Origin of the sequence: Tepidanaerobacter syntrophicus, assembly GCF_001485475.2 — a bacterium.
In the GTDB taxonomy this organism is placed as follows: domain Bacteria; phylum Bacillota; class Thermosediminibacteria; order Thermosediminibacterales; family Tepidanaerobacteraceae; genus Tepidanaerobacter; species Tepidanaerobacter syntrophicus.
The window spans coordinates 40,316-62,222 of record NZ_DF977002.1 but is presented as its reverse complement, the minus strand read 5'-3'; the positions used below and the strand labels follow the sequence as shown (position 1 = coordinate 62,222).

Sequence of the window (21,907 nt, the reverse complement as noted above, 5' to 3'; positions counted from 1 at the left end):
TTTTGCTCGTAGATTTGTAAAAATAAAAGAAGGAATAATGGGTATTAACGTAGAATAATGTTTTATGTAAATTTGAAAAGAGGAGAGATAAATCAATAAACCAAAAAAGAACTACTTTATTAATGATTGAGGAAGTTTTTGAGGTTTGGTGAAGAAAATGGGGTTTTATCCTGAAGATATTATCAAAGAAGTGCAAAACGCAGCTGATATAGTGGTTGTTGTTTCAGAATATGTTTCTCTCAAAAAGCAGGGTGAGAATTACAAGGGTCTATGCCCTTTTCACGATGAAAAAACTCCTTCATTTAGTGTAAATGGAGAGAAGCAGCTGTTTTATTGCTTTGGGTGCGGCGCAGGTGGAAATGTTTTTAACTTTGTAATGAAAAAAGAAAATCTTAGCTTTCCTGAGGCCGTCAGGTATCTTGCAGATAAATTTAATGTAAGACTTCCGCATGATATGAATCAGGAGTTTTCCGAGGAATTTCGAACAAAACGTGAATATTTTTCAATAAATAGGTTAGCGGCAAAATACTATAACTACTGCTTACTTCATACAAGCGAAGGTAAAAACGCGATAAATTATTTGAAAAAACGCGGTATAAGAGACGAGACAATAGAAAAGTTTTGCATTGGTTATGCTCCAAAATCCTGGGATTCGCTTATCAAATTTTACAAAAGTAAAGGTATAAGCGCTGAAGCCTTGGAGAAAATAGGTCTTGCCATACCGCGAAAGGATAAAAAAGGTTTTTATGACAGGTTTAGGAACAGGATAATTTTTCCTATAGAGGATATTACAAGAAACATAATAGGGTTTGGAGGGCGCGCCCTTGATGAATCCCTTCCGAAATATTTAAATTCTCCTGAAACGCCGCTGTTTTCAAAAGGCGATAATTTGTACGCTCTTTCAAAAATAAAAAAAGATCCGTCTTTAGACGTTATTATAGTCGAAGGTTATATGGACTGCATAATGCTGCACCAACACGGCTTTGAAAATACCGTAGCTTCTTTGGGCACTGCCCTTACAAAAAACCAGGCAAAGCTGCTTAAAAAATATACAAATAGTGTTATTCTCTCATATGATGGAGATGCAGCCGGAGAAGCTGCTACTGTAAGAGGAATGGAAGTATTGGCTCAAGAAGGACTTTACGTAAAGGTTCTAGCTTTGCCTGAAGGCAAAGACCCTGACGAAATAGTAAGCATATACGGTCCGGATTATTTCCGAGGTCTTCTAAATAATGCAGAAGATCTAATAAATTATAAATTGACTTTAGCAAAAAAAGGTATTAATATAAATAATTCGGAGGAGAAATTAAAATTTATTGAGCAAGCTATAGAGATCCTCAGTGCTGTGGACAGCGAACCGGAACTAGAGATATATGCTAAGAAACTAGCTTCAGAAATTGGCATTTCTGCCGGTTCTATAATAAAGGAAGCAAAGGAAAAAAGAAAAAAATCAGCTCAAGCAATGCCGCGAGCCGGTTCTAGAGAAAGTTTAACCGGTTCGAATAATTTTGTCTTATCTAAAGCGCCCGCAATCAGCGGAGTTCATAAGGCTGAGCGTAAGCTGCTAAAATTTATGCTTGAAAGTGATAACCGTATGTGGAAAAACTTGGGAGAAAAAATTGAACCTCGATTTTTTACAAATAAAAACACAAAAAAAATTGCTGAAATTATATTTGAAATGGTCAATAAAAATCAAGAGGTAAATGCCTCTGACATTTTTAATTATTTAGATGAAGAAGAAGGCGCAGAACTTTCAGCGATACTTCTTGAAAATCTAATTTCAGACGACAAAGAAATTATAAATTCTCTTGTTGTCAAGATAAAACAAGGATATCTTAAGAAAGCCATATCTCAAGTGAGACGAGAGATAAAGGAAGCTGAAATGCTAGGTCAAAGAGAGGAGATCAACAGTCTTTTGAATACCTATCAACAACTTAAGACTGAAATGAATGGATTAAAGACTTACACTAATCCGGGGAAGGAGGGGGCATAATGGCAGAAAAAGAACAGATGGAAAAGAAAAACAGCAAAAAAGCAACGCAGGACAAAATGCAGGATAAAATGAAAATTGTAAAGGACCTAATAGAAAAGGGCAAGAAAAATGGGTCACTTTCTTACGGAGAAATTATGAATGCCTTAGAAGATTTGGAGGATCTTGATGCTGATCAAATTGATAAAATATATGAATCCCTGGAAGAAATGGGGATTGAAATTATAGACGATAGCGAAGAAGCTTCTACAGAAGAAGATCTTGAACTTGAAGAGGTTCCTCCGGAAGAAATAGATCTTTCCGCTCCAGAGGGAGTGGCCATCGATGACCCGGTAAGGATGTATTTAAAAGAAATAGGAAAAGTTCCACTTCTTTCGGCTGAAGAAGAAATAATGCTTGCAAAGCGCATTGAAGCAGGAGATAAAGAGGCAAAACGCCGATTAGCAGAAGCAAACCTGAGATTAGTGGTCAGCATTGCAAAAAAATATGTAGGCAGAGGTATGCTCTTTCTTGACCTGATTCAAGAAGGCAACCTGGGTTTGATGAAAGCAGTAGAAAAATTCGATTATAAAAAGGGATATAAGTTCAGCACTTATGCTACATGGTGGATAAGACAGGCAATTACCAGGGCCATAGCCGATCAAGCAAGGACCATAAGAATACCTGTGCATATGGTCGAAACAATAAATAAGCTCATTCGGGTTCAGCGGCAGCTACTGCAAGAACTTGGCAGGGACCCTACCCCGGAAGAGATTGCGGAGGAAATGGAACTACCTGTTGAAAAAGTAAGAGAAATAATGAAAATAGCACAAGAACCTGTTTCCCTTGCAACTCCCATAGGTGAAGAAGAGGATAGCTTTTTAGGAGATTTTATCCCTGATGACGAAGCATTAGCCCCTGCAGATGCAGCAGCTTATCTTTTACTAAAAGAACAGCTGGAAGATGTATTGGAAACCTTGACACCTAGAGAAGAAAAGGTGCTGCGCTTGAGATTTGGTCTTGATGACGGGCGCCCTAGAACATTAGAAGAAGTCGGACAGGAATTTGGAGTAACCCGGGAAAGAATTAGACAAATTGAAGCTAAGGCCTTGAGAAAACTGCGTCATCCCAGCAGGAGCAAAAGGCTTAAAGATTTCTTGGAATAAGGCGAAAACAGTGGGGAATTTTCTCCGCTGTTTTGCTTACTTTGGCAGAGGTAGAAATGAGAATCAAAAAGAGATTACAACTTATAGCGTCAAAAATCCCTAAAGGTTCAAAAGTAGCCGATATAGGAACAGATCATGCTTATTTACCCATATATCTTGTGACTGAAGGCATCTGTCCTAAAGTTATAGCAACTGAAGTGCTGCCCGGACCATATCTAAAAGCAAAGGAAAACATTGAAAGATTCGGATTTATGGATCGCATTGAACTGCGATATGGTTCTGGATTTAAACCTTTAACATCAAAAGAAAGCGATGTAGCTGTGATTTCCGGAATGGGAGCCATGACAATTATCGACATTTTCGAAGAATCAAAACAAATTGCATCTTCATTTCAAACTATTATATTGCAGCCAATGAAAAATGTTGCCGAACTTCGAAAATATCTTCTGACTCATTGCTACAAAATAATAGATGAGGATGTTTGCAAGGAAGACGGAAAATTTTATGAGGTGTTAACGATAAAAAGCGTAGGAACTCTAGCTTTTGTTGAGGCAGATGTGCTGTTTGGTCCTATACTGCGGCACAAAAAGGATCCAATTACTGTATCATACATGAAATATCAAGAAAAACATCTTAAGATGATTATTGAAAGCCTAAAAGACTCTCGAAGGACAGACAGCAAACAGATGATTTTTGAATATAAAAAAAGGCTTGATGTGTTAAAGGAGGCCATAAAATGATTTCTTGCAAAATGTTAATTCAAATATTAGAAAAATGGGCAATGACGAACCTTGCATTAGACTGGGACAATCCCGGTTTAGCAGTAGGCGATCCGTCCAAAGATATATCAAAAGTCTTGCTGACTCTCACGGTAACCCAGGAGACAGTTGATTTTGCCTCAAAAAATGATTTTGATATGATAATTTCGCATCATCCGCTTTTTTTTAAACCTTTCAAATCATTAAGAACAGATACCCCCATTGGAAGGCTAGTTTCTACTGCAGTTAAAAATGATATAATTATTTATTCGGCTCATACCAATATGGATATAGCTTATGGAGGCATCAACGATATTTTAGCCAATACCCTCGGGCTTGAACAAGTTGAAATTTTGAAACAAACCTATGAAGAAAAATTAAAGAAAATAGTTGTTTTTGTGCCCAAGGGATATGAAGATACGGTAAGAGATGCGATGTGTGATGCAGGGGCAGGCCATATTGGAAATTACAGTCACTGCACCTTTAATATAAACGGCACAGGCACCTTTAAACCATTAAGCGGTACCCATCCATTTATCGGGGAAGAAGGTAAGCTGGAAAAAGTTGATGAAGTGCGTATAGAAACTATTATTCCGGAAAGTTTGCAAACTAAAGTTATAGATGCAATGCTAAAAGTTCATCCGTATGAAGAAGTTGCTTTTGATATATATCCAGTTGAAAATCAAGGCAAAATTTATGGAATAGGAAGAATGGGCTATATAAATGAATCCATGCCCTTAAAAGAATTTTGTGAAGTTGTAAAGCAAAAACTTAAGACCCCTTATGTTAGAGCTGTCGGCGACTTAAACAAAGAAATTAGAAAGGTGGCCATATGTGGCGGAGCAGGAGCAGACTTATTGCAGACCGCTGCCTTAAACGGTGCTGACGTTATGGTTACCGGCGACTTGAAATATCATGAAGCTGTTGATGCAGGTGAGATTGGCATAGCGGTTATTGACGCCGGACATTTTCCAACGGAGAACATTCTACTTTTGGCTCTTAAAAACTATTTAGACAATGAAAGTAAACAGCAAAACAAAGAAATAGATTTTCATATATTTGAAAATAAGGATCCTTTTATTATTATATGAGAACAGGAGTTATCCCGTTCTCTTTTTATTTTGAAAGAGGTGCATAAAATGGCTAGTGTAAAAGAAGAACTAATTTTACTGTATGAATATCAAACGTTGGAAAAGCAATCTAAGATACTTGAGGCATCATTGAATAATCATATGGCCTTAAAAGAATTAGGAAAACTAAAAAGGGAAATGAGCGAGGAAAAGTCTTCTATCGATAGTAAAAGAGAGCGCTTTTTATTTTTAGACAAAGAGCTAAAAAAAGTAGAAAAGAAGATAAATGAATTTACCGATGAAATAGGACAGTTTGAAGAAAGGATTTATGGCGGAGAAGTGACTACAATAAAGGAATTAAACGCTTTAAAAGACAAGCAGGAATTGTTGCAAGACAGGACTAAAAAAAGTGAAGAAAGTGCCATTGAGATGATGGAAGAAATTGAAATACTTAGCAAGGAAATCGAAAAGTCTCAGGAAATTATTGATACTATCAAGAAAGAATATAGCGAAAAACGATTGAAAACTTGTCAAGAACTTGGTAAAATAAAAGAGGGGCTTGAATCAATTGAAGTACGAAAAACTAAATTAGAAAATACGATTTCTCCCGAGCTGCTTAATATATACAAAAGAATAAAGAAAAATAAACCCAATCCGGTTGCTCCGGTGATAGAAAACTCTACGTGTGGAGGATGTATGACCGAATTATCTATTATGATAGCCGATGAGGTAATGCGCTCAGAAAAAATAGTTTACTGCGAGCACTGTGGTCGTATATTGGTTAAACAGTGAAGAAAAATACTAAATAAATTCGTAAAAATATAAGCAATGGGAGGATTTATGAGTAAACTTACAGTTTATACAGATGGGGCTTCTCGAGGCAATCCGGGAAGCGCGGGTATAGGCATAGTTTTCGTAGACGAAAATAATAATGTCATAAAAGAAATCAATGATTACATAGGCGAGACCACAAATAACATTGCAGAGTATACGGCACTTGTTACCGCTTTGAGAGAAGCTCTTGAGATGCAGTGTGATGAAATTGAGGTATTTTCAGACAGCGAACTTATGGTAAAGCAGATAAATAAAGAATATCAGGTAAAAAATGCCGGACTCAAGCCGTTGTATGAAGAAGTATGTTCTTTGATAAATGAATTCAAAAATTTTACTATAAGGCATATAAGAAGAGAATATAATAAGAGAGCAGATGAGCTGGCTAATCAAGGAATTGATGAAGCTATTGATGAAGAAGATATAGAATTTGATTAAAAGCTATAAAATGTAACTGATTTTACATAAAATAACACATACATAAATGAGTAAGTCAGATGGTCGCGGACACTTTGTGTTCGAGGAAAGTCCGAGCTCCATAGGGCAAGGTGCTGGGTAATACCCAGTGAGGGCGACCTCAAGGATAGTGCAACAGAAATATACCGCCCGGTATTTCCCGTGGGATGATACCGGGTAAGGGTGGAAAGGTAAGGTAAGAGCTTACCGGCGGGATGGTGACTTCCCGGCCCTGTAAACCCCACCTGGAGCAAGACCAAATAGAGGAGCTTATGCAGTGGCCCGCTGCGCTCCCGGGTATGGTCGCTTGAGGTGTCAGGCAACTGACATCCTAGATAGATGACCATCTAAAACAGAACTCGGCTTATAGACTTGCTCATTTTGCCAATAAACTCGCGTGCAAAAACATGCGAGTTTTTTGCATATCAATATGTCATTGTTATATTGCTTCTGCTTTTCTTTTTGCGTTTATTAATGTCGCACAAAGCAATGGTGAATGATCTTTACTAAAACTTTATACTAAAGGGAGAGATGAATATGTTTGATTTAACTGGAAGAGTAGCCGCCGTAACAGGGGCTTCAGCAGGCCTTGGGAGACAATTTGCCTTAGCACTGGCCAAACAAGGGGCAGATATTGCTATTATGGCAAGAAGAAAGAATAAACTTGAGGAAGTGGCACAAGAGATACGAACAACGGGAGTAAAGTGCCTTGTTGTTCCCTGCGATGTCACAAAACTTGATCAAGTAAAAGATTCTGTAGCAACAATCATAAATAAATTTGGTAAAGTTGATATCTTAGTTAATAATGCAGGTGGCGGCGGGTCTGCACCTTTAGAGGAAATGACCAATGAAATCTGGCAGCACAATATAGATCTAGAACTTACAGGAACATTTCAATGTACTCGAGAATTCGGGAGAGAAATGCTAAAAAGAGGTTATGGTAGAATTATTAATATAGCTTCGATCTTTGGCCTTGTAGGTAACGCAGATGTTCCAGTGGCAGGATATCATGCCTCGAAAGGAGGGGTAGTCAATTTTACAAGGGCTGCAGCAGCTGAGTGGGCAACAAGAGGAGTGACAGTAAACGCGCTTTGCCCTGGCTTTTTCCCGTCCGAAGCAAATAATCCTGAAGCCATGGCAGCAATGGATTCATTTATAAGAAGGTGCACACCGATGAAACGTCCAGGCAAAGAAGGAGAGCTGGATTCAGCCATCATTTTCCTTGCAGCAGACGAATCTACATATGTAACGGGATCTGTTGTAACATGCGACGGCGGTTGGACTTGCATATAAGGCTTAAACTTTTAAAAAAAGGAAAGGACTGGTAATATGGAAAATAAGTATGCAAAGTTGTTTGAACCTATGAAAATAGGTAACATGAATTTAAGGAATCGCTTAGTAATGTCTCCTATGGGCACATTTACACCTATGCAAGATGGAACTGAAAGCGAAGAAGGCATGATGTATTACGAAGAGCGGGCAAGAGGTGGATTTGGCCTAATTATCATCGGTGCCCAGTTTATAAATGAAAAACTAGCACAAGGAGGACCCACTATAGCATTTAACAATAATCGTGCCATTCCTAAAACTACTGTTTTATGTGAAAGAGTCCACAGATGGGGTGCAAAAATTTGTGCTCAGTTAAGCCCGGGCACAGGCCGTAATGGGATGCCTGACATCGGAGAAGAAGTTCCGGTTTCCTCCTCTGAAAACCCGTCCTTTTATGATCCAAATGTAATTTGCCGTCCTTTGACAGTTGAAGAAATTAAAGAGATAATTAAAGATTTTTCTAAAGCCGCAACTTTTGCTAAAAATGCCGGTTTTGATGCAATCGAAATTCATGGCCATGCAGGTTATCTTATTGATCAATTTTTCTCGCCTATTTGGAATAAGAGAACCGATGAATACGGGGGAAGCGTTGAAAATCGCGCCCGCTTTGCAGTTGAAATTGTTCAAGCTGTAAGAAACGCAGTGGGTCAAGATATGCCTATAATTTTTAGAATAGCTCTTGACCATAGATTTCCTGGCGGACGCACTTTAGAGGATAGTATGCCTATCCTTGAAATATTGGAGAGGGCAGGAGTTGATGCTTTTGATGTTGATGCTGGGGCATATGAAACTATGGACTATATATTCCCTACAGCATATGTCGGAGATGCATGTATGGCTTATGTGTGCAAAGAGGCAAAAAAATATGTAAAAGTCCCGCTAATAAATGCTGGAAATCATACACCTGAAACAGCACTTGAGCTTGTAAATTCCGGCGATTGCGATTTTATAATGTTCGGCCGCCAATCTATAGCAGATCCGGAATTCCCGAAAAAGCTAATGGAAAACCGCAGAGAAGATATGAGACCATGTCTTGTTTGCAATGAAGAGTGTATTGGACGGATTTTTGGCAGGCTTACACAACTAAGTTGTTCAGTAAATATCCAGGTGTGCATGGAAAAGTATTTTCAAATTACAAAAACAGATAACCCAAAAGATATTGTAATAATCGGAGCAGGTCCCAGCGGTCTTGAAGCAGCGAGAGTTGCGGCGCTAAAAGGGCATCATGTAACTATTTATGAAAAGACTAATGATATAGGTGGCATCTTGAAAATTATTGCAACGGCACCTTTTAAAAAACGTATAAGAGAATTAATAGATTGGTACGATGTTCAGCTTAAAAAACTTGGTGTTAAAATAAAATTCAATACTGAAATAAAAGCAGATGATACTATATTAGACTATGCTGATAAAATTTTTGTTGCTACGGGCTCTGTTCCACTTGTTCCGAATATTCCTGGCATTACTGGCAAAAATGTAATAGGTGTTATTGACGCTCATAAAAATGGTGTATTTGGTGAAAGGATTGCGATTTGCGGTGGCGGCCTTAGCGGATGTGATACTGCATTAGAACTTGCCATGCAGGGCAAAAAGGTAACTGTCATCGAAATGTTGAGCGAATGCGCTCAAGATGCAATGCCGATAAATAAGATAAGCTTAATGAGGATGCTGGCAGAAAACGATGTAACATTACTTACAGACAGCAAAGTTGTAGCTATTGAGCCCAACGGCGTTGTTATAGAAAAGAAAGACGGAAGCAGGGAGACAGTGGAAGCTGATACTGTAATTACTGCATTTGGACAAAAAGCAGATACAACTCTTTCTAATGCTATAAAAGCAAAATATAATATAAAGACTACTGTAGTCGGTGATGCCGAAAAAGTGGCAAAAGTCGGAGAAGCTATACGGACAGGCTTTTATGCAGCAATGGCAGTAGAATAAATTATTTAAACCTACAGAAAGTACGGCAACAGATTTTTAAAATTAAAATCGCTGTTGCCGTACTTTCTATTTACTTTCAGGTTCTTCACTGACAAACATAACTAGAAATCCTCCTAATACTGATATAGCTGCAGCCACATAATACGCAGCAACCAGTGAGCCTGTAACATCCTTAATAAATCCTGTAATTATCGGTGCAACTACTGCCGACATCATACCGGAAAAGTTAAATATGCCCATAGCTGTGCCGAGCGCTTTTTTGTCCATTGCAAAGGCATGACTCCCGGTCCAAGCAACTGCTATCGGATCCCAGGAAGATTTGCCTACTACGCCATAAGCTATGAGCGAAAGAATTATGGCAGCTTTGGAGCGGGCATAGGCCATGAGAAAAATAGTAAGGCTTCCGAGGGGAAAAAGAACAAGAGCCATTTTCTTCCTTCCGATTTTATCTGAGATACTACCCATTACCAGGCTCGGAATTATGGCGCTTATTCCTACGATTGCAACAAAAAGACCTGCAAACTCCATACTTATACCTCTTTCCTCATAGAAAAAAGTGGCACCCCATGTAACCGCAGTCCAATAACCATATAGTGCACAAAATTGAGAAAGATTTATAAATAATAGATTTTTATTTTTAAGCACCTCTAAAACCTTAAAGTTTTCCTGCTGGCCGGCTATGCTTTTTTCTATATTCGGTATTGCTTTATTTAAAATAAATGCGGACAGTAAAGTAAGAATTGCAAGCAGAAGAAATATTGCAGAATAATTACCAAAATGTATGTATAAAGGGCCGCTTGCAGCAAGACCTATAATAAGCCCTAATGACATTCCAAGATTTACAATAGCAGCACCCCTACCCCAAGAGTCAGAATCCACTATTTTTAGCATTATTCCATATGCACAAGGATAGAAAAATCCTGCGCCGAATCCGTGAAATACAGTAAATAAAAGCAAAGATAAATAACTTTTAGCAAATAAAGCAAATCCAATAAGAGCAAATCCTACAATTATAAAAGTTGATATCAAAAGCCTTTTCTGTCCGATTTTATCGGCAAATATTCCGGATGGTATCTGCATTGCTACATAGATGAGGAAATAACTGCCGGTAATTGTCCCTATTTGAGTGTTTGTTAAGTGAAAATTATCTCCTATTACCGAAAGAAGAGGATACATTGCAGTTCTATCTGCGTAGATAAGTGTCCATCCGAGACATAAGGCGATTAAAGGCCATAATATCTTGCTGTCTATTTTGGATTTTGACAATTTGACACCTCCGGAATAGATTTTTCTAATACCTTTTTAATATTATAACAGAAATATCATATATATAGTTAAAACAAAAATTAGTTAGAACAAAGATCTTTTATAAAAATCAAGAAATTTACTGGAAATTTTGTGAAAAATATTGTAAAATAATAGTATAAAATGTAGATTAGTATGAATAGTAGTAATAATTGTAAAACCTAGAGGAGCTTTACTGTGGTTACTATCGTACTAAGGCGGTGAAAAATAGTGCAATGGAAAAAAAGTTTATTCGGAAAATCTATGTTTTCCTTTAACAGCTGCACCTTGTCGATACTTCTCTTTTCACTTTATTCCGGTTGGTTGCTTGCTTTTCCCTTTGAAGGACAAATTTTTTATGCTTTAGGGGAAAGCAACAATATTTCTGTACAAAATATGCTTTTTTCTGGAATAGCAGCACATTCCGCAGGACTTATTTCCTGCGGCTTATTAATAAAAAATATTCATGAGGCAAAACGGGTTTTTTCAATTTCAGCCTTAGTATGTATAGCCGGCAGCAGCATTTTCTTCACTCCTTATTCTGCAGCATGGCATGTTTCAATAATAGTTATTTCATTTTCGGCAGGTTTTGCGATAGCATCTTGGGGTTTTTATCTTAAGAATTTTACACCCCCCGAAAAAAGAATAAAAACTGTTGCAGATGCACTTATTTTCTCTAATATTTTAATGATAATTTTTAATATAATTGCAGTAAACTTTTCTCCATTTACAGCTCTTGCAATATCAATCTTTTCTCTTGTCCTTTCCTTTTTTTTAAATATTAAACTAGATGTTGATGGAGCACCGGAAATAAACCAGCAAAATCCGGCGCTAGAAAAAGAGGTAAAAGTTCCATTATTGTTTTTATGCATTTTCATAATTATTATAACTATTAATTCTGGCCTTATGTATCGCATCATAAATCCTGCATTTTACGAGCATCGGTTTCTTGTCAGCTGGTTTTGGGCGGTTCCTTATATTGCAACAATACTTGTTTTGCGAAATATACCATTAGAAACCAACAGAACTTATGCGTTGATTGTCGGCATTGCCATGATAGGATTTTCCTTTCTGCTCTTTGCTTATTTAGATCGTTCCGCAGGAAGCTATATAATAATAGATTCGTTGATGCTAGGGGCATGTGGCATTTTTGATTTATTTTGGTGGAGTATCCTTGGCGAAATGGTAGATTACAGCCAAAATGCTGCAAAGATATTTGGCACAGGTCTTGCAGCAAATGTATTAGGGGTATTTATAGGAGAAATTACAGCAAGCAGAATTTACGCCGCAAATCCGAATACCTCAAGCTCAACAGTAGTAGCCCTTGCTATTGTATTTGTGATAATGTTGATGCTACCTGTCTTAAATAACCAACTTATAAGATTGCTGAAAGAACACGCTTTTCTTACTAATTTTTTTAACATGACTCATCCGGAACAAGATAAGGCAATTTATAATCTTATGACTAGCCGAGGACTTACTGAGCGAGAGAAAGGGATTACAGCGTTACTGTTAAAAGGATTAACATACAAAATGATTGCAGAGGAGCTGCATCTTAGCGAAAATACGGTTAAAACTCATATAAAAAATATTTATTCAAAATGCGAAGTCCAGAACAAGTCCCAGCTTATTAAGTTTTTTGATGAAGACAGTACTACAAATACTAAAACATGAAGAGACGAAAATTGTATAAAAATATAGCTCTATAGCTAAATTACTTGTAAAAATCCCTATCACCCTATTAATGTGATAGGGATTTTTACAAATCACCCTTTTTAGGTGGCGACTTTTTTACATTATTATATTACTATAAAATAAAAGAACGGGACAACATATATAAAAGGGTGTGTCTATTTTGAATATTATAAAATTACGGCTAAAATTTATCCTCGCCTCAATATGCTTATTTACTGGTGCAGCCCTTTTACTGACTATAAGCATGAAGGATTGGCCCTATGCCAGTTTTCTTTTTCTTGCTTTAGCCGGCATTATACTAATACTTATTATCTTGCTCATAGCTGAATACAAAGAATACAGTGATGCGAAACTGATTTTGGAAAATGAAATATTGCATATTCAAATAGTTGGAATCGAAGAAAGGGATGCAAAAGTTGTACCGAAGGTAACAAAATTAAATCCTGAATTTGTGACAATATCATGCTTTGGCATACTTTCAGACTCGAAGATGGTCAAATTTAACAAAGATAAAATATTTTTAGACAGCATAGAGATAACTCAGCACAAAATCTCTTTTACCTACAATATAGGAGGTGCAAACAAGAAGGTTATTATTCTCCACGACAAACTGGCCGATGAGCAGATTCAAAATATAGTTCAAAAATTTAAGTACGAGACCGGTGTTCTCGCCAAAATCTTAGACATGTAATTTGGCATTGCGCAGATAAAGGAATTTTTAGATATTATATAAAATAGATAGATATAAAAATATGGGGATGGGGTTGCTTAAAACTTATATAGGAGGGTAAATCATGATAGATAATTTCGCAGAGAGGGTTAATGGCCCGCCTAAAAAAGTACCAAAAGATTTTTTCGAATTGGACCTTGAGTTCTTACAAATGTTAGAAAATATGGACTATCAAAGTGTCGCAAATGCCCTTTTATTAGTATCAAAAGCTAACTGCGTATTTGTTAATTTGCTTGATGTTTCCGGCGAAAAATTCGTGATTAAAGTTGCATGCGGCCCGAACTTTAACATAAGTGAGGCTAGATCGCTTTCGGAGTACTGTACACTGTTTTGCAGAAGGCTTACTGACTACACAAAATGCAAAAGCGAACAAATTTCGGATGATATAATTATTTTCTCTTCACTTGACGAACTGCTTGGCGAAGAATTTATACAGTCTGAGATTTCAAAAATGATGAACGGACTTGACATAGGCCAGATAGCTGTTGCAAATATCACAAAAGATGGCATTCTTTTGGGAAATGTAATTTTTCTGATGCCAAAAGGCAAAAATTTCAGCAAACATAATAGGATTAGATTTTACCTTAAACATTTGGGTTTATCCATAATACGAAAAAAAGCTGAACAACTTGCAAGACAGAACATTGAGCTGAGCGAAAGCTTAATAAAAATACTCCAGCAAGATTTTAATAGCATAGAGGAATTAATTTATTTCACATTAAATGAGGCGCTAAAGATAACAGAAAGCAAATTGGCATATGCTTTCATTTATAATGAGGACAGTAATGAAATTGAACTTGCTTGTATTTCTGACAACATATTGAACGAGTGCAAATTAGAAAAAAATAATATTAAAGTAGATTTTGAAAAGGCAGGCTTCTGGGCAAATGTTATAAAGGAAAAACAATCGATAGTTATAAATTGTTTCGACAATCTTGATTTTCAAAACAATTATGTCAATCTATCCAGATACTTATCGGTGCCGATATTTGACAAAGGTAAAATTGTTATGGTGACAGCCGTTGCAAACAAAGACTCAGATTATACCAAATATGATGAGTCAAGTCTTACTATCTTGTTTAGTAATGCATGGATTCGAATTATTCGCAAGAGAAATGAAGAAATGCTGATAAATGAAAAAGAGCTTCTCGAAGCTACATTAAAATCAATAGAGTATTTAAGCTACCATGATCAATTAACCGGCCTTTATAACCGCAGATTTTTTGAAGAGGAGTTGCGCAGGCTTGATACTGATAGAAATTTGCCTATTGCTGTAATTATGGCAGATATAAACGGTCTAAAGCTGGCAAATGATGCCTTTGGACATGAATTTGGAGATGAAATACTAAAAAAAGCGGCAGATGCTTTAAGACTTTCCTGTAGAAGAGATGATATAATTGCTAGAATTGGCGGTGACGAATTTGCGGTCTTGCTTCCAAAAACTTCAGAAGAAGGTGTAAAGCAAGTCATCGACCGAATAGTAATTGCAGCTGCCAATACCAAGGTAGGCTCAATAAATTTATCTATTTCTTGCGGGTGGGAAGTTAAGAAATCCGCAGAAGAAGACATAAATGAAATCATAAAAAGAGCGGAAAATCTTATGTATAAAAATAAGTTGTTCGAAAGTTCTAGCATGCGAAATATGACTATTTCAACAATTGTTAAAACTTTATATGAAGCTCATCCTTTAGAAGAAAAACATTCGAAACGAGTAAGCGATCTATGCGTAGCCATAGGAAAGGAGATACTTTTAAGCTCAAGAGAGTTAAGTGAGCTTAAAACAATAGGCCTCCTTCACGATATTGGCAAAGTTGCAATAGACAAATCAATTATAAATAAAACCGGTCCATTGACAGAGGAAGAAATAGCAGAAATGAGACGGCACCCAGAAATAGGCTATCGAATATTGAGCTGCGTAGGTGATTTTTCAGAAATTGCACAATACGTACTTGCGCATCACGAAAACTGGGATGGTTCCGGATACCCAAAGGGTTTAAAGGGCGAAGAAATACCACTGAAAGCAAGAATTGCAGCAATTGCTGATGCATACGATTTTATGACCAATTATAAACCTTACCCAAGAACATTGTCGCAAAATGAAGCAGTGGAAGAACTTAAGAAGGGTGCGGGAAAGGAATATGATCCTGATCTTGTAGCTGTTTTTATAGAAAAAGTTCTTATAAAGTATCACTTTTAAATGTTATAATTAAAATAGAGATAAAAAGACAATCAGACTAAGAAGAAAATGGGTTTTAAAGGGGGGTGTCGGTTTGACTATAAAGATTAATACATTTGGTAATTTCGACATAAAACTTGACGATGAGTCAATTTTAAAAAAAAGCAAACGAAACAATAAGAATCTGGAATTGTTAAAGTATTTTATTACTTATTACAATAAGAAATTAGTTCCGGAAGATATAATAGAGAGTTTATGGCCTGATTCAGATTTTATAGATCCGAAAAATGCCCTTAGAACTCAAATATTTCGTCTTAGAAAAGGCCTTGAGTCTGTCGGACTTATAAATAGCGAGGAGACGAAGCACTACTTTGATATAATTTTCGAAAACGGATTTTATATATTCGATCCCGGCGATTCTTGCACAATTGATTTTGTTCAGTTCGAGGAAAAGGTAAAAGAAGCTGATAGTTTAAGAGTGGATAATCCTGAAAAGGCGAAAAAGGCTTACTTAGAAGCAATAGATATATATAAGGGAGAGTTTCTTGCAGAAAATCCCTATAGCGAATGGGCGTTTCTTTTTCGGAGCCGCTATCATCGTATTTTCGTCCAGTCCGTGTTAAGACTTTTTGAGTTGTTAAAGGAAAATAATGAATATCTGGATATAATAGACATATATGAGAGAGTAGTCAATTATGAACCTTTCGAAGAATCATTCCATGTATACTTTCTCGATGCACTAATCGAATTACATGAGTATAAAAATGCCTTGAATCATTATAATTATATAACTGCAAGACTGTATAAAGAAATGTCTGTAAGACCAACGCCTGAGCTTAAAGCCATATACCGCAAAATTACTGCCGGCAGCGAAGATGACCCTGAAAAGAATCTTACACAGATAAGCTATACCATAATAAATGAAGATGTTATTAACGGAGCGCTATTTTGCGAGCCGGATTATTTCAAAGCCATATATAACTTTGAGCGCCGCAAGATACTTAGATCCGGGGATAAAGAATTTTTAGGCTTGATTTCAATTATTGAAACTGGCAGTAATTGTTCTGACAAAGATATAGATGTAGCAAAAAATATCTTACACGAAATCTTGGCCCGGTTTCTACGCAAAGGAGATGTATTTAGCTGGTGGAACAAATCTCGAGTAGTTGTTTTGCTTACTGATATAGCGGAAGAAAATCTCCAAAATATAGGAAATAGGATTAATGAAGAATTTAAAAAAAGGCTCCTTACGCCGCAAATTTCTCTGGAAATTTCATTTCAGCCCGTAGGTGCCAAAGAATCTTTTATCCAATAAATCTTAAATTAATAATATAATTAATTGATTTTTTCCGGCTTTCTAAGCTTTCTAAGCCGGATTTTTTTGTTACTATAAACTTGCCATCCTAACAAGCAAATATCATTTCATATTCTACCCCTCTTCGTGTCCTGCTGGCCAATCTCGTCGTCCCATATTTTTCTCTTTTATTGCAAGATATGTTAGTCTCACCCCGCTATGTTTTCTCCTTTTCTTTCTATTGTATCTTACTGTTATTGTGCAAACATGAAACCATCTATTGCAAGTCAAATTAGCTCCATAAAGATCTAGCCCTCTATGAGCCTATACTTATTTTGAAGGATAACGAGGTCTTTTTTTATGTCTAAATCATTTTTTCTGCAAAAATCTATAAATATTTATATTATCTGCCATTTTAAATGCAGTAAAGAATCCTGTTATCTGTAATTCAATTGTGCCTGTAATGAAATTTAAATAAAATTAAGAAAAAATTGTAATAACATTCAAATGAAAGTCTAATAAAACACCTCCCTGATACAATAAAAATAGAAAAACTACTAGAAGTGCAGGGGGCATCATAATGAACAAGGAACTGATTACAAATGATGATAAAAGCATAAAACAAACTGCTTCCACAACGACATTTGTAATCAAAGTGCTGTATTGTGAGAACGCAAGTGTTCAGGGATATACTCAGTGGCTGGAAGACGAAAAGACAGTCCCTTTCAGAAGTTTAATGGAACTTATTCATTTAATGGAAGAAGCTTTAGAAAAAGAAGGGAAGGGGTTGGTGAAATTTCGTTCGTGGGAAGCTGATGAAGCATGACTTTTGTTACAAGGAGGTGAAAATTAAATATGATAAGTACCTCAAAGAAAGTTTTAGCCACAATTCTTATGATATTGCTTATCTTCACACCGGCAATTACTGTAGTTTCTGCCGATGAATCTGGCACAGATGCTACACCTTCAATTAACGAATTGGTAAATACGGATACGCAGTCAATAGATTCTGTAAGTTCTGAAGTTCCCGGTGAAATAACTCAAGATCAGGGCACGGGTAATTCTGAAGAAGGCGGTTCTCCCGAAACAGAGGACCCGGTAGCAGGTGATGAAGAAGTGCAGCCGGAAGGTCCGTCAGATCAAACACCTGATGAGGCTCAACCGGAAGAACCTACAAATCCGGATACCGAAATCCCAGGACAAGTTACTAATCCTGAAGATGAAATACTACCTGATGATCAAGAGGCAAATCCTTCAGAAGAAGGTGGTTCTCCCGAGATAGAAGGTCCGTCAGATCAAACACCTGATGAAGATCTACCAGAAGAACCTACAGATCCAGATACTGAACTTCCGGGACAGGTTACTAATCCTGAAGATGAAACAGCGCCGGAAGAGCCGGCAACCACTGAAGAAGATACAAATGGTGAACCTTCTGAAGACACAGGAGAGACAGGTTCTAACGAGGAAACCGTACCTACTGATCCGACAACTCCAGAAAATCCTGACGGACAGCCCCAAGAACCGGAATCTCCCGAGGGAGAGATACCTGCCGAAGAAGGTGGAGAAGTCATACCACCAGAAGTTGTGCTGCCTGAGGAAGTATTAGATCCTTTAGTGCCTGTAGAAGAATTGCCAATTATTCCACCAGTAGTTTACAATCCCGCTTTAAGTATCTCAATTTCTACAGACAATGATTTTTATAATGTAGGCGAAAGCATTAATTACCATGTTGTAGTTTTAAATACAGGTGATGTTCAACTTCAAAATATATCAGTGGATGTAAACAGCAGCCTTAAAAGCTCAAATGAGACAATATCAGAACTTACACCAGGCGGAGAATATCATATTGATGGTGAAATTCCCATAGATCCATACTTTGTTGAGTCGTCACTTGTAATTCAGGCAAAAGCACAATGCCAGTTTGAAGCAAATCTTGTAGAAGCTTCAACTTCTTATGAAGTCTCAATAGAAAACGATCCGTTTCTTGAGTTACTACCACGGCCCGCAGGCATGGATTCAGCAACTTCGCTGAAAGCATTTAGGAGTTTGCAAACTGATACCGTTCTAGATTATGGGGCTCCTAAATCAGTCATAATGCCGGAACTTGTAGCAGCCACATCAGGCACTGATACGATACAAGTTAACAAAACAGCAACTACTGCTACACCGTGCAGAAATTACACTGTAAAACTTCAGATAACAGGCACACCTGCTCCGGCTCCTGTAGATGTAGTTTTAGTAATAGATAGATCAGGCAGTATGAATGATAGAGTATCAGGCAGCCATACTGTACTTTACTATGCCAAACAAGCCGCGAAAGAATTTACAGACACAATTTTAGCTGACAGCAATAATCGCATTTCAGTAGTTTCTTTTGCAGGTCCTTTGTATCTTGGAGATCTAGGCTCGGCTTCTAATGCGACACAAAATATTGGGCTTTCAAGCAATGCTACATCGGTAAAAAATGCAATTGACGGAATTACTGCAAATGGTGGAACAAATATAGAAGCAGGATTTTTAAAAGCCAAAAGCATTTTACAAACCAACGGCCGACAAAACGCTAATAAAGTAATAGTCTTGCTTACGGATGGTGTGGCAACAGCTAGTATAGGAAATCCATCAGGACCAAATGAACCTACAGGGCACAATGTGCATACCATAGCGGCATATACGGCAGGACAGGGTTGTTGGAGCATGGCAATGGTCTTTACAGTTGGGATTATAAGTCAAGTGCCTACCCAAAGCAGAACTGTTGCAAGGGAAACTCTTCAATGGGCTCAGAACTCCGGTTATTACGAAGCTAGCGGAGCACCGGATTTATCAGGGATTTACGATACAATATCCGGACTACTCGGATATTCAGCAATCGATGCTGTAGTAACCGATGTAATTAATGAGAACTTTGAGCTGGTTGACGGAAGCATTACGACAAATCCAAATGCTACAGTAACATACAATCCGTCAACACGGACAATAACCTGGAGTCCCGGCACAATAACTACATTAGCTGAGTTAAGCTATAAGATTAAAGCAAAAGACGGGGTGATGGGCAATAATTTACCGACAAATACAAGCGCTGTGCTTCACTATACTGATATAAACGGTACCCCCAATGTAGAAAAAATTTTCCCGATACCAACAGTAAATGTAATAGGTGTGGAAGCCGGGCCTGACTCTATAATAGTTGTGGGAGATACCATTAATATAGGCCAAAACTTGCAGGTGTATGGTTATTCGCCATTCACATACCTTTGGACAAGCAGCGCTGATTCTACATGGACTTCAACGAGTGCAAATCCTTCACTTGTGCCGGAAGAGGATGCTGTCTATACAATTCAAATAACAGATGCTAATGGATGCAAAGCGACTGATAGCATATCAGTTACAGTAAAAAAGGGAAAGATAATTGTAAAGAAGTTTGTTGAAAACGGTGATTATGGAATAGATACTGTAAAAGAGTTCGCTATACATGTGAATGGCCCTTCAGGGAAAAAATGGAATACACTTGTAAAACACAATGATCAACAGATAATCGACGGATTGTGGCCGGGAAACTATACTGCAAGCGAAACAGTTCCTATGGATTACAGTTTAACAAATTTAACAAACCAAAGTTTTACAATTACAAGAGATATGATTTTAAATAATGTTGCAGTAACTGTAACAGCAACCAACAAAAAAGTCAATGATTCCTGGTTTAGAGACGAGACAGAAAAAAACAACTCCTTTACAATTGCAGTGTCTTACAGCGGTTCAAGCACTGCAGGACAAAAGAGCAGTGCAGAAGTATTACTGAGCTCGATGGATCTGAAAGCTGTTTTACCTGATAAAGAAAAACTTTTAGCATCAACAGAAGAATCTGAAGAGTAAAGAGATGGCAGCATGAAAAAGAACACGGTTTGCAAAGTAAAAGGTTTTCTATCAAATACAATATTGATTCTGCTTACCTGCGCGGTTATAGTGCTCCTGATTTTTGTAGTGCAGAGCAAAATTACAGGAAAGGCTCCGTCGATAGGAGGCTACCAAATGTATATAGTTATGAGCGGAAGCATGAATCCCACTATCAAAACAGGAAGCCTTGTGATAGTAAAACCGGCAGGTCCAAAAGAAATAAAGGCTCAAGATGTTATTACTTTTAGAGGAAAGCAGGACGGTGAAAATACTACCACACACCGGGTAATCGATATATATGAAAAGGACGGGCTCTTTTTCAAGACAAAGGGCGATGCCAATGAAGTCGAAGACCCAATGCCGGTAAGCGCCAATCACTTAATAGGAAAAGTTGTTTTTACAATACCCTACATCGGTTACGCATTTTACTTTGCAAGATCAAGAGGCGGAATTCTGATTTTACTTGCTACATGGACCCTCTTTCTCGCAGTAGAACTGGCGAAAATCATAGTAAGTGAAAGAAAAGGGGACAAAAATAAGAGCGAACGGAAAATAAACGAGGGGGAGATTACAAAAGAAGAAGCATAGAGGGGTAAACGGGAAGAATTAGGGATTGCGGGTTAAAATTATTAAAAACTGCAGTATTAGAGTTAGAGAAGAAAGATAAAACCTTAAAAACCTGAGGAGGGTTTAGAATGAAAAAAAGTTTTCTCATAGGCCTGCTTGTATTTTCACTTGTCGCCCTCCTAGTGGTAGGCGGAACCATGGCTTGGTTTACGGATACAAAAGAAGCTAGTAATAAATTTACTGCAGGAACAGTAAAAATTCAAATACTAGAAAATGGCCAAACAAATCCTGTGGTAAAAGAAAATGTAAATCCCGGCGACATATACGACAAAGAAGTGAAGGTTGAGAGCCTAGGATCAAAACGGACATATGTAAGAGTAAGTATAAATCCTGTATGGGAGGGAAATCTTCCAATAAACAATGTAAATCTTATCTTTGCTGATGGAGAGTTAGGAACGCATTGGGTAGACGGCGGAGACGGATGGTACTATTACAAACATATATTAGCCGCAGGAGCTGTTACCGAACCACTTCTTTCAAAAGTTGAGATTATAGGAAGTTTGACAGGAGATGATTATCAAGGCAAAAAACTTACCGTAAATGTCAAAGCTGAAGCTGTTCAGGCATCTCATGAAGCATATAAAGATGCATGGGGGCTAAGTAATATGCCGACGGGTATAGAGCCGTGGACAGAATAGAGAATATTCCTCTATGCAATATTTAAACAATCAAAGACAAAGCGTGTTTAGT

17 protein-coding genes and 1 other RNA gene are annotated in these 21,907 nt (G+C 37.4%); 17 read left to right on the top strand and 1 reads right to left on the bottom strand.

Annotated elements, in window-relative coordinates; translation table 11 throughout:
* Positions 1-148: 148 nt before the first annotated feature.
* From dnaG to TSYNT_RS07770, 9 genes are all read left to right on the top strand, one after another.
* Entirely contained in the window at positions 149-1,993 is a 1,845-nt protein-coding gene (gene dnaG / locus TSYNT_RS07810) for a DNA primase (RefSeq protein ID WP_238142686.1), read from the top strand.
* Positions 1,994-2,010: 17 nt separating this feature from the next.
* Positions 2,011-3,135: an RNA polymerase sigma factor RpoD gene (rpoD, locus tag TSYNT_RS07805; protein ID WP_083497725.1), complete on the top strand. Its 1,125-nt coding sequence runs from the start codon at positions 2,011-2,013 to the stop codon at positions 3,133-3,135.
* Positions 3,136-3,191: 56 nt separating this feature from the next.
* Positions 3,192-3,875: a tRNA (adenine(22)-N(1))-methyltransferase gene (locus TSYNT_RS07800; protein WP_059032946.1), complete on the top strand. Its 684-nt coding sequence runs from the start codon at positions 3,192-3,194 to the stop codon at positions 3,873-3,875.
* Positions 3,872-4,984, top strand: a complete 1,113-nt coding sequence (locus TSYNT_RS07795; protein ID WP_059032945.1) for a Nif3-like dinuclear metal center hexameric protein — start codon at positions 3,872-3,874, stop codon at positions 4,982-4,984. The genes TSYNT_RS07800 and TSYNT_RS07795 overlap by 4 nt, the downstream gene beginning before the upstream one ends.
* A 48-nt stretch (positions 4,985-5,032) precedes the next feature.
* On the top strand, positions 5,033-5,755 hold the full coding sequence (locus TSYNT_RS07790; RefSeq protein ID WP_059032944.1) for a zinc ribbon domain-containing protein: 723 nt from the start codon (positions 5,033-5,035) through the stop codon (positions 5,753-5,755).
* 48 nt (positions 5,756-5,803) lie between these two features.
* Positions 5,804-6,232 carry a ribonuclease HI family protein gene (locus tag TSYNT_RS07785; RefSeq protein WP_059032943.1) on the top strand — a complete coding sequence of 143 codons (429 nt, stop codon included), beginning with the start codon at positions 5,804-5,806 and terminating at the stop codon, positions 6,230-6,232.
* A gap of 47 nt (positions 6,233-6,279) precedes the next feature.
* Positions 6,280-6,633: RNase P RNA component class A (rnpB, locus tag TSYNT_RS07780), an RNA gene on the top strand.
* 154 nt (positions 6,634-6,787) lie between these two features.
* The gene (locus TSYNT_RS07775; RefSeq protein ID WP_059032942.1) at positions 6,788-7,543 is read left to right on the top strand and encodes an SDR family NAD(P)-dependent oxidoreductase; all 756 of its coding nucleotides are present in this window, start codon (positions 6,788-6,790) and stop codon (positions 7,541-7,543) included.
* Positions 7,544-7,579: 36 nt separating this feature from the next.
* Positions 7,580-9,520 carry an NAD(P)/FAD-dependent oxidoreductase gene (locus tag TSYNT_RS07770; protein ID WP_059032941.1) on the top strand — a complete coding sequence of 647 codons (1,941 nt, stop codon included), beginning with the start codon at positions 7,580-7,582 and terminating at the stop codon, positions 9,518-9,520.
* Between the two features lie 66 nt (positions 9,521-9,586).
* Here the strand turns inward: TSYNT_RS07770 and TSYNT_RS07765 are convergent, their stop codons facing one another.
* Positions 9,587-10,786 (bottom strand): MFS transporter, encoded by a 1,200-nt coding sequence (locus TSYNT_RS07765; RefSeq protein WP_059032940.1) that lies wholly within the window; start codon positions 10,784-10,786, stop codon positions 9,587-9,589.
* Between the two features lie 249 nt (positions 10,787-11,035).
* Here TSYNT_RS07765 and TSYNT_RS07760 point away from each other — a divergent pair, with 249 nt between their 5' ends.
* From TSYNT_RS07760 to TSYNT_RS07725, 8 genes are all read left to right on the top strand, one after another.
* A complete protein-coding gene (locus tag TSYNT_RS07760) occupies positions 11,036-12,478 on the top strand; it encodes a helix-turn-helix transcriptional regulator (RefSeq protein WP_059032939.1) in 1,443 nt (480 codons plus the stop codon).
* Positions 12,479-12,659: 181 nt separating this feature from the next.
* Positions 12,660-13,190, top strand: a complete 531-nt coding sequence (locus tag TSYNT_RS07755) for a hypothetical protein (RefSeq protein ID WP_059032938.1) — start codon at positions 12,660-12,662, stop codon at positions 13,188-13,190.
* A 103-nt stretch (positions 13,191-13,293) separates the two neighbouring features.
* Entirely contained in the window at positions 13,294-15,426 is a 2,133-nt protein-coding gene (locus TSYNT_RS11915) for an HD domain-containing phosphohydrolase (protein WP_083497713.1), read from the top strand.
* Between the two features lie 73 nt (positions 15,427-15,499).
* The gene (locus TSYNT_RS07745; RefSeq protein WP_059032937.1) at positions 15,500-16,720 is read left to right on the top strand and encodes a BTAD domain-containing putative transcriptional regulator; all 1,221 of its coding nucleotides are present in this window, start codon (positions 15,500-15,502) and stop codon (positions 16,718-16,720) included.
* Positions 16,721-17,279: 559 nt separating this feature from the next.
* Entirely contained in the window at positions 17,280-17,525 is a 246-nt protein-coding gene (locus TSYNT_RS07740) for a hypothetical protein (protein WP_059032936.1), read from the top strand.
* 29 nt (positions 17,526-17,554) lie between these two features.
* On the top strand, positions 17,555-20,569 hold the full coding sequence (locus TSYNT_RS07735; RefSeq protein ID WP_059032935.1) for a VWA domain-containing protein: 3,015 nt from the start codon (positions 17,555-17,557) through the stop codon (positions 20,567-20,569).
* A 12-nt stretch (positions 20,570-20,581) separates the two neighbouring features.
* Positions 20,582-21,178, top strand: coding sequence for a signal peptidase I (locus tag TSYNT_RS07730; RefSeq protein ID WP_059032934.1), 597 nt, complete (start codon positions 20,582-20,584; stop codon positions 21,176-21,178).
* 107 nt (positions 21,179-21,285) lie between these two features.
* Complete coding sequence (locus TSYNT_RS07725; RefSeq protein WP_059032933.1) at positions 21,286-21,855, top strand: TasA family protein; 570 nt, start codon at positions 21,286-21,288, stop codon at positions 21,853-21,855.
* Positions 21,856-21,907: the final 52 nt, after the last annotated feature.

Bases quoted from the DNA above. Each gene is read 5' to 3' on its own strand.
- TSYNT_RS07775 (WP_059032942.1), top strand. From the start codon at position 6,788: ATGTTTGATTTAACTGGAAGAGTAGCCGCCGTAACAGGGGCTTCAGCA.
- rpoD (WP_083497725.1), top strand. From the start codon at position 2,011: ATGGAAAAGAAAAACAGCAAAAAAGCAACGCAGGACAAAATGCAGGAT.
- TSYNT_RS07740 (WP_059032936.1), top strand. From the start codon at position 17,280: ATGAACAAGGAACTGATTACAAATGATGATAAAAGCATAAAACAAACT.
- TSYNT_RS07785 (WP_059032943.1), top strand. From the start codon at position 5,804: ATGAGTAAACTTACAGTTTATACAGATGGGGCTTCTCGAGGCAATCCG.
- TSYNT_RS07800 (WP_059032946.1), top strand. From the start codon at position 3,192: ATGAGAATCAAAAAGAGATTACAACTTATAGCGTCAAAAATCCCTAAA.
- TSYNT_RS07725 (WP_059032933.1), top strand. From the start codon at position 21,286: ATGAAAAAAAGTTTTCTCATAGGCCTGCTTGTATTTTCACTTGTCGCC.
- TSYNT_RS07795 (WP_059032945.1), top strand. From the start codon at position 3,872: ATGATTTCTTGCAAAATGTTAATTCAAATATTAGAAAAATGGGCAATG.
- TSYNT_RS07770 (WP_059032941.1), top strand. From the start codon at position 7,580: ATGGAAAATAAGTATGCAAAGTTGTTTGAACCTATGAAAATAGGTAAC.
- TSYNT_RS07730 (WP_059032934.1), top strand. From the start codon at position 20,582: ATGAAAAAGAACACGGTTTGCAAAGTAAAAGGTTTTCTATCAAATACA.
- TSYNT_RS07790 (WP_059032944.1), top strand. From the start codon at position 5,033: ATGGCTAGTGTAAAAGAAGAACTAATTTTACTGTATGAATATCAAACG.
- TSYNT_RS11915 (WP_083497713.1), top strand. From the start codon at position 13,294: ATGATAGATAATTTCGCAGAGAGGGTTAATGGCCCGCCTAAAAAAGTA.
- TSYNT_RS07735 (WP_059032935.1), top strand. From the start codon at position 17,555: ATGATAAGTACCTCAAAGAAAGTTTTAGCCACAATTCTTATGATATTG.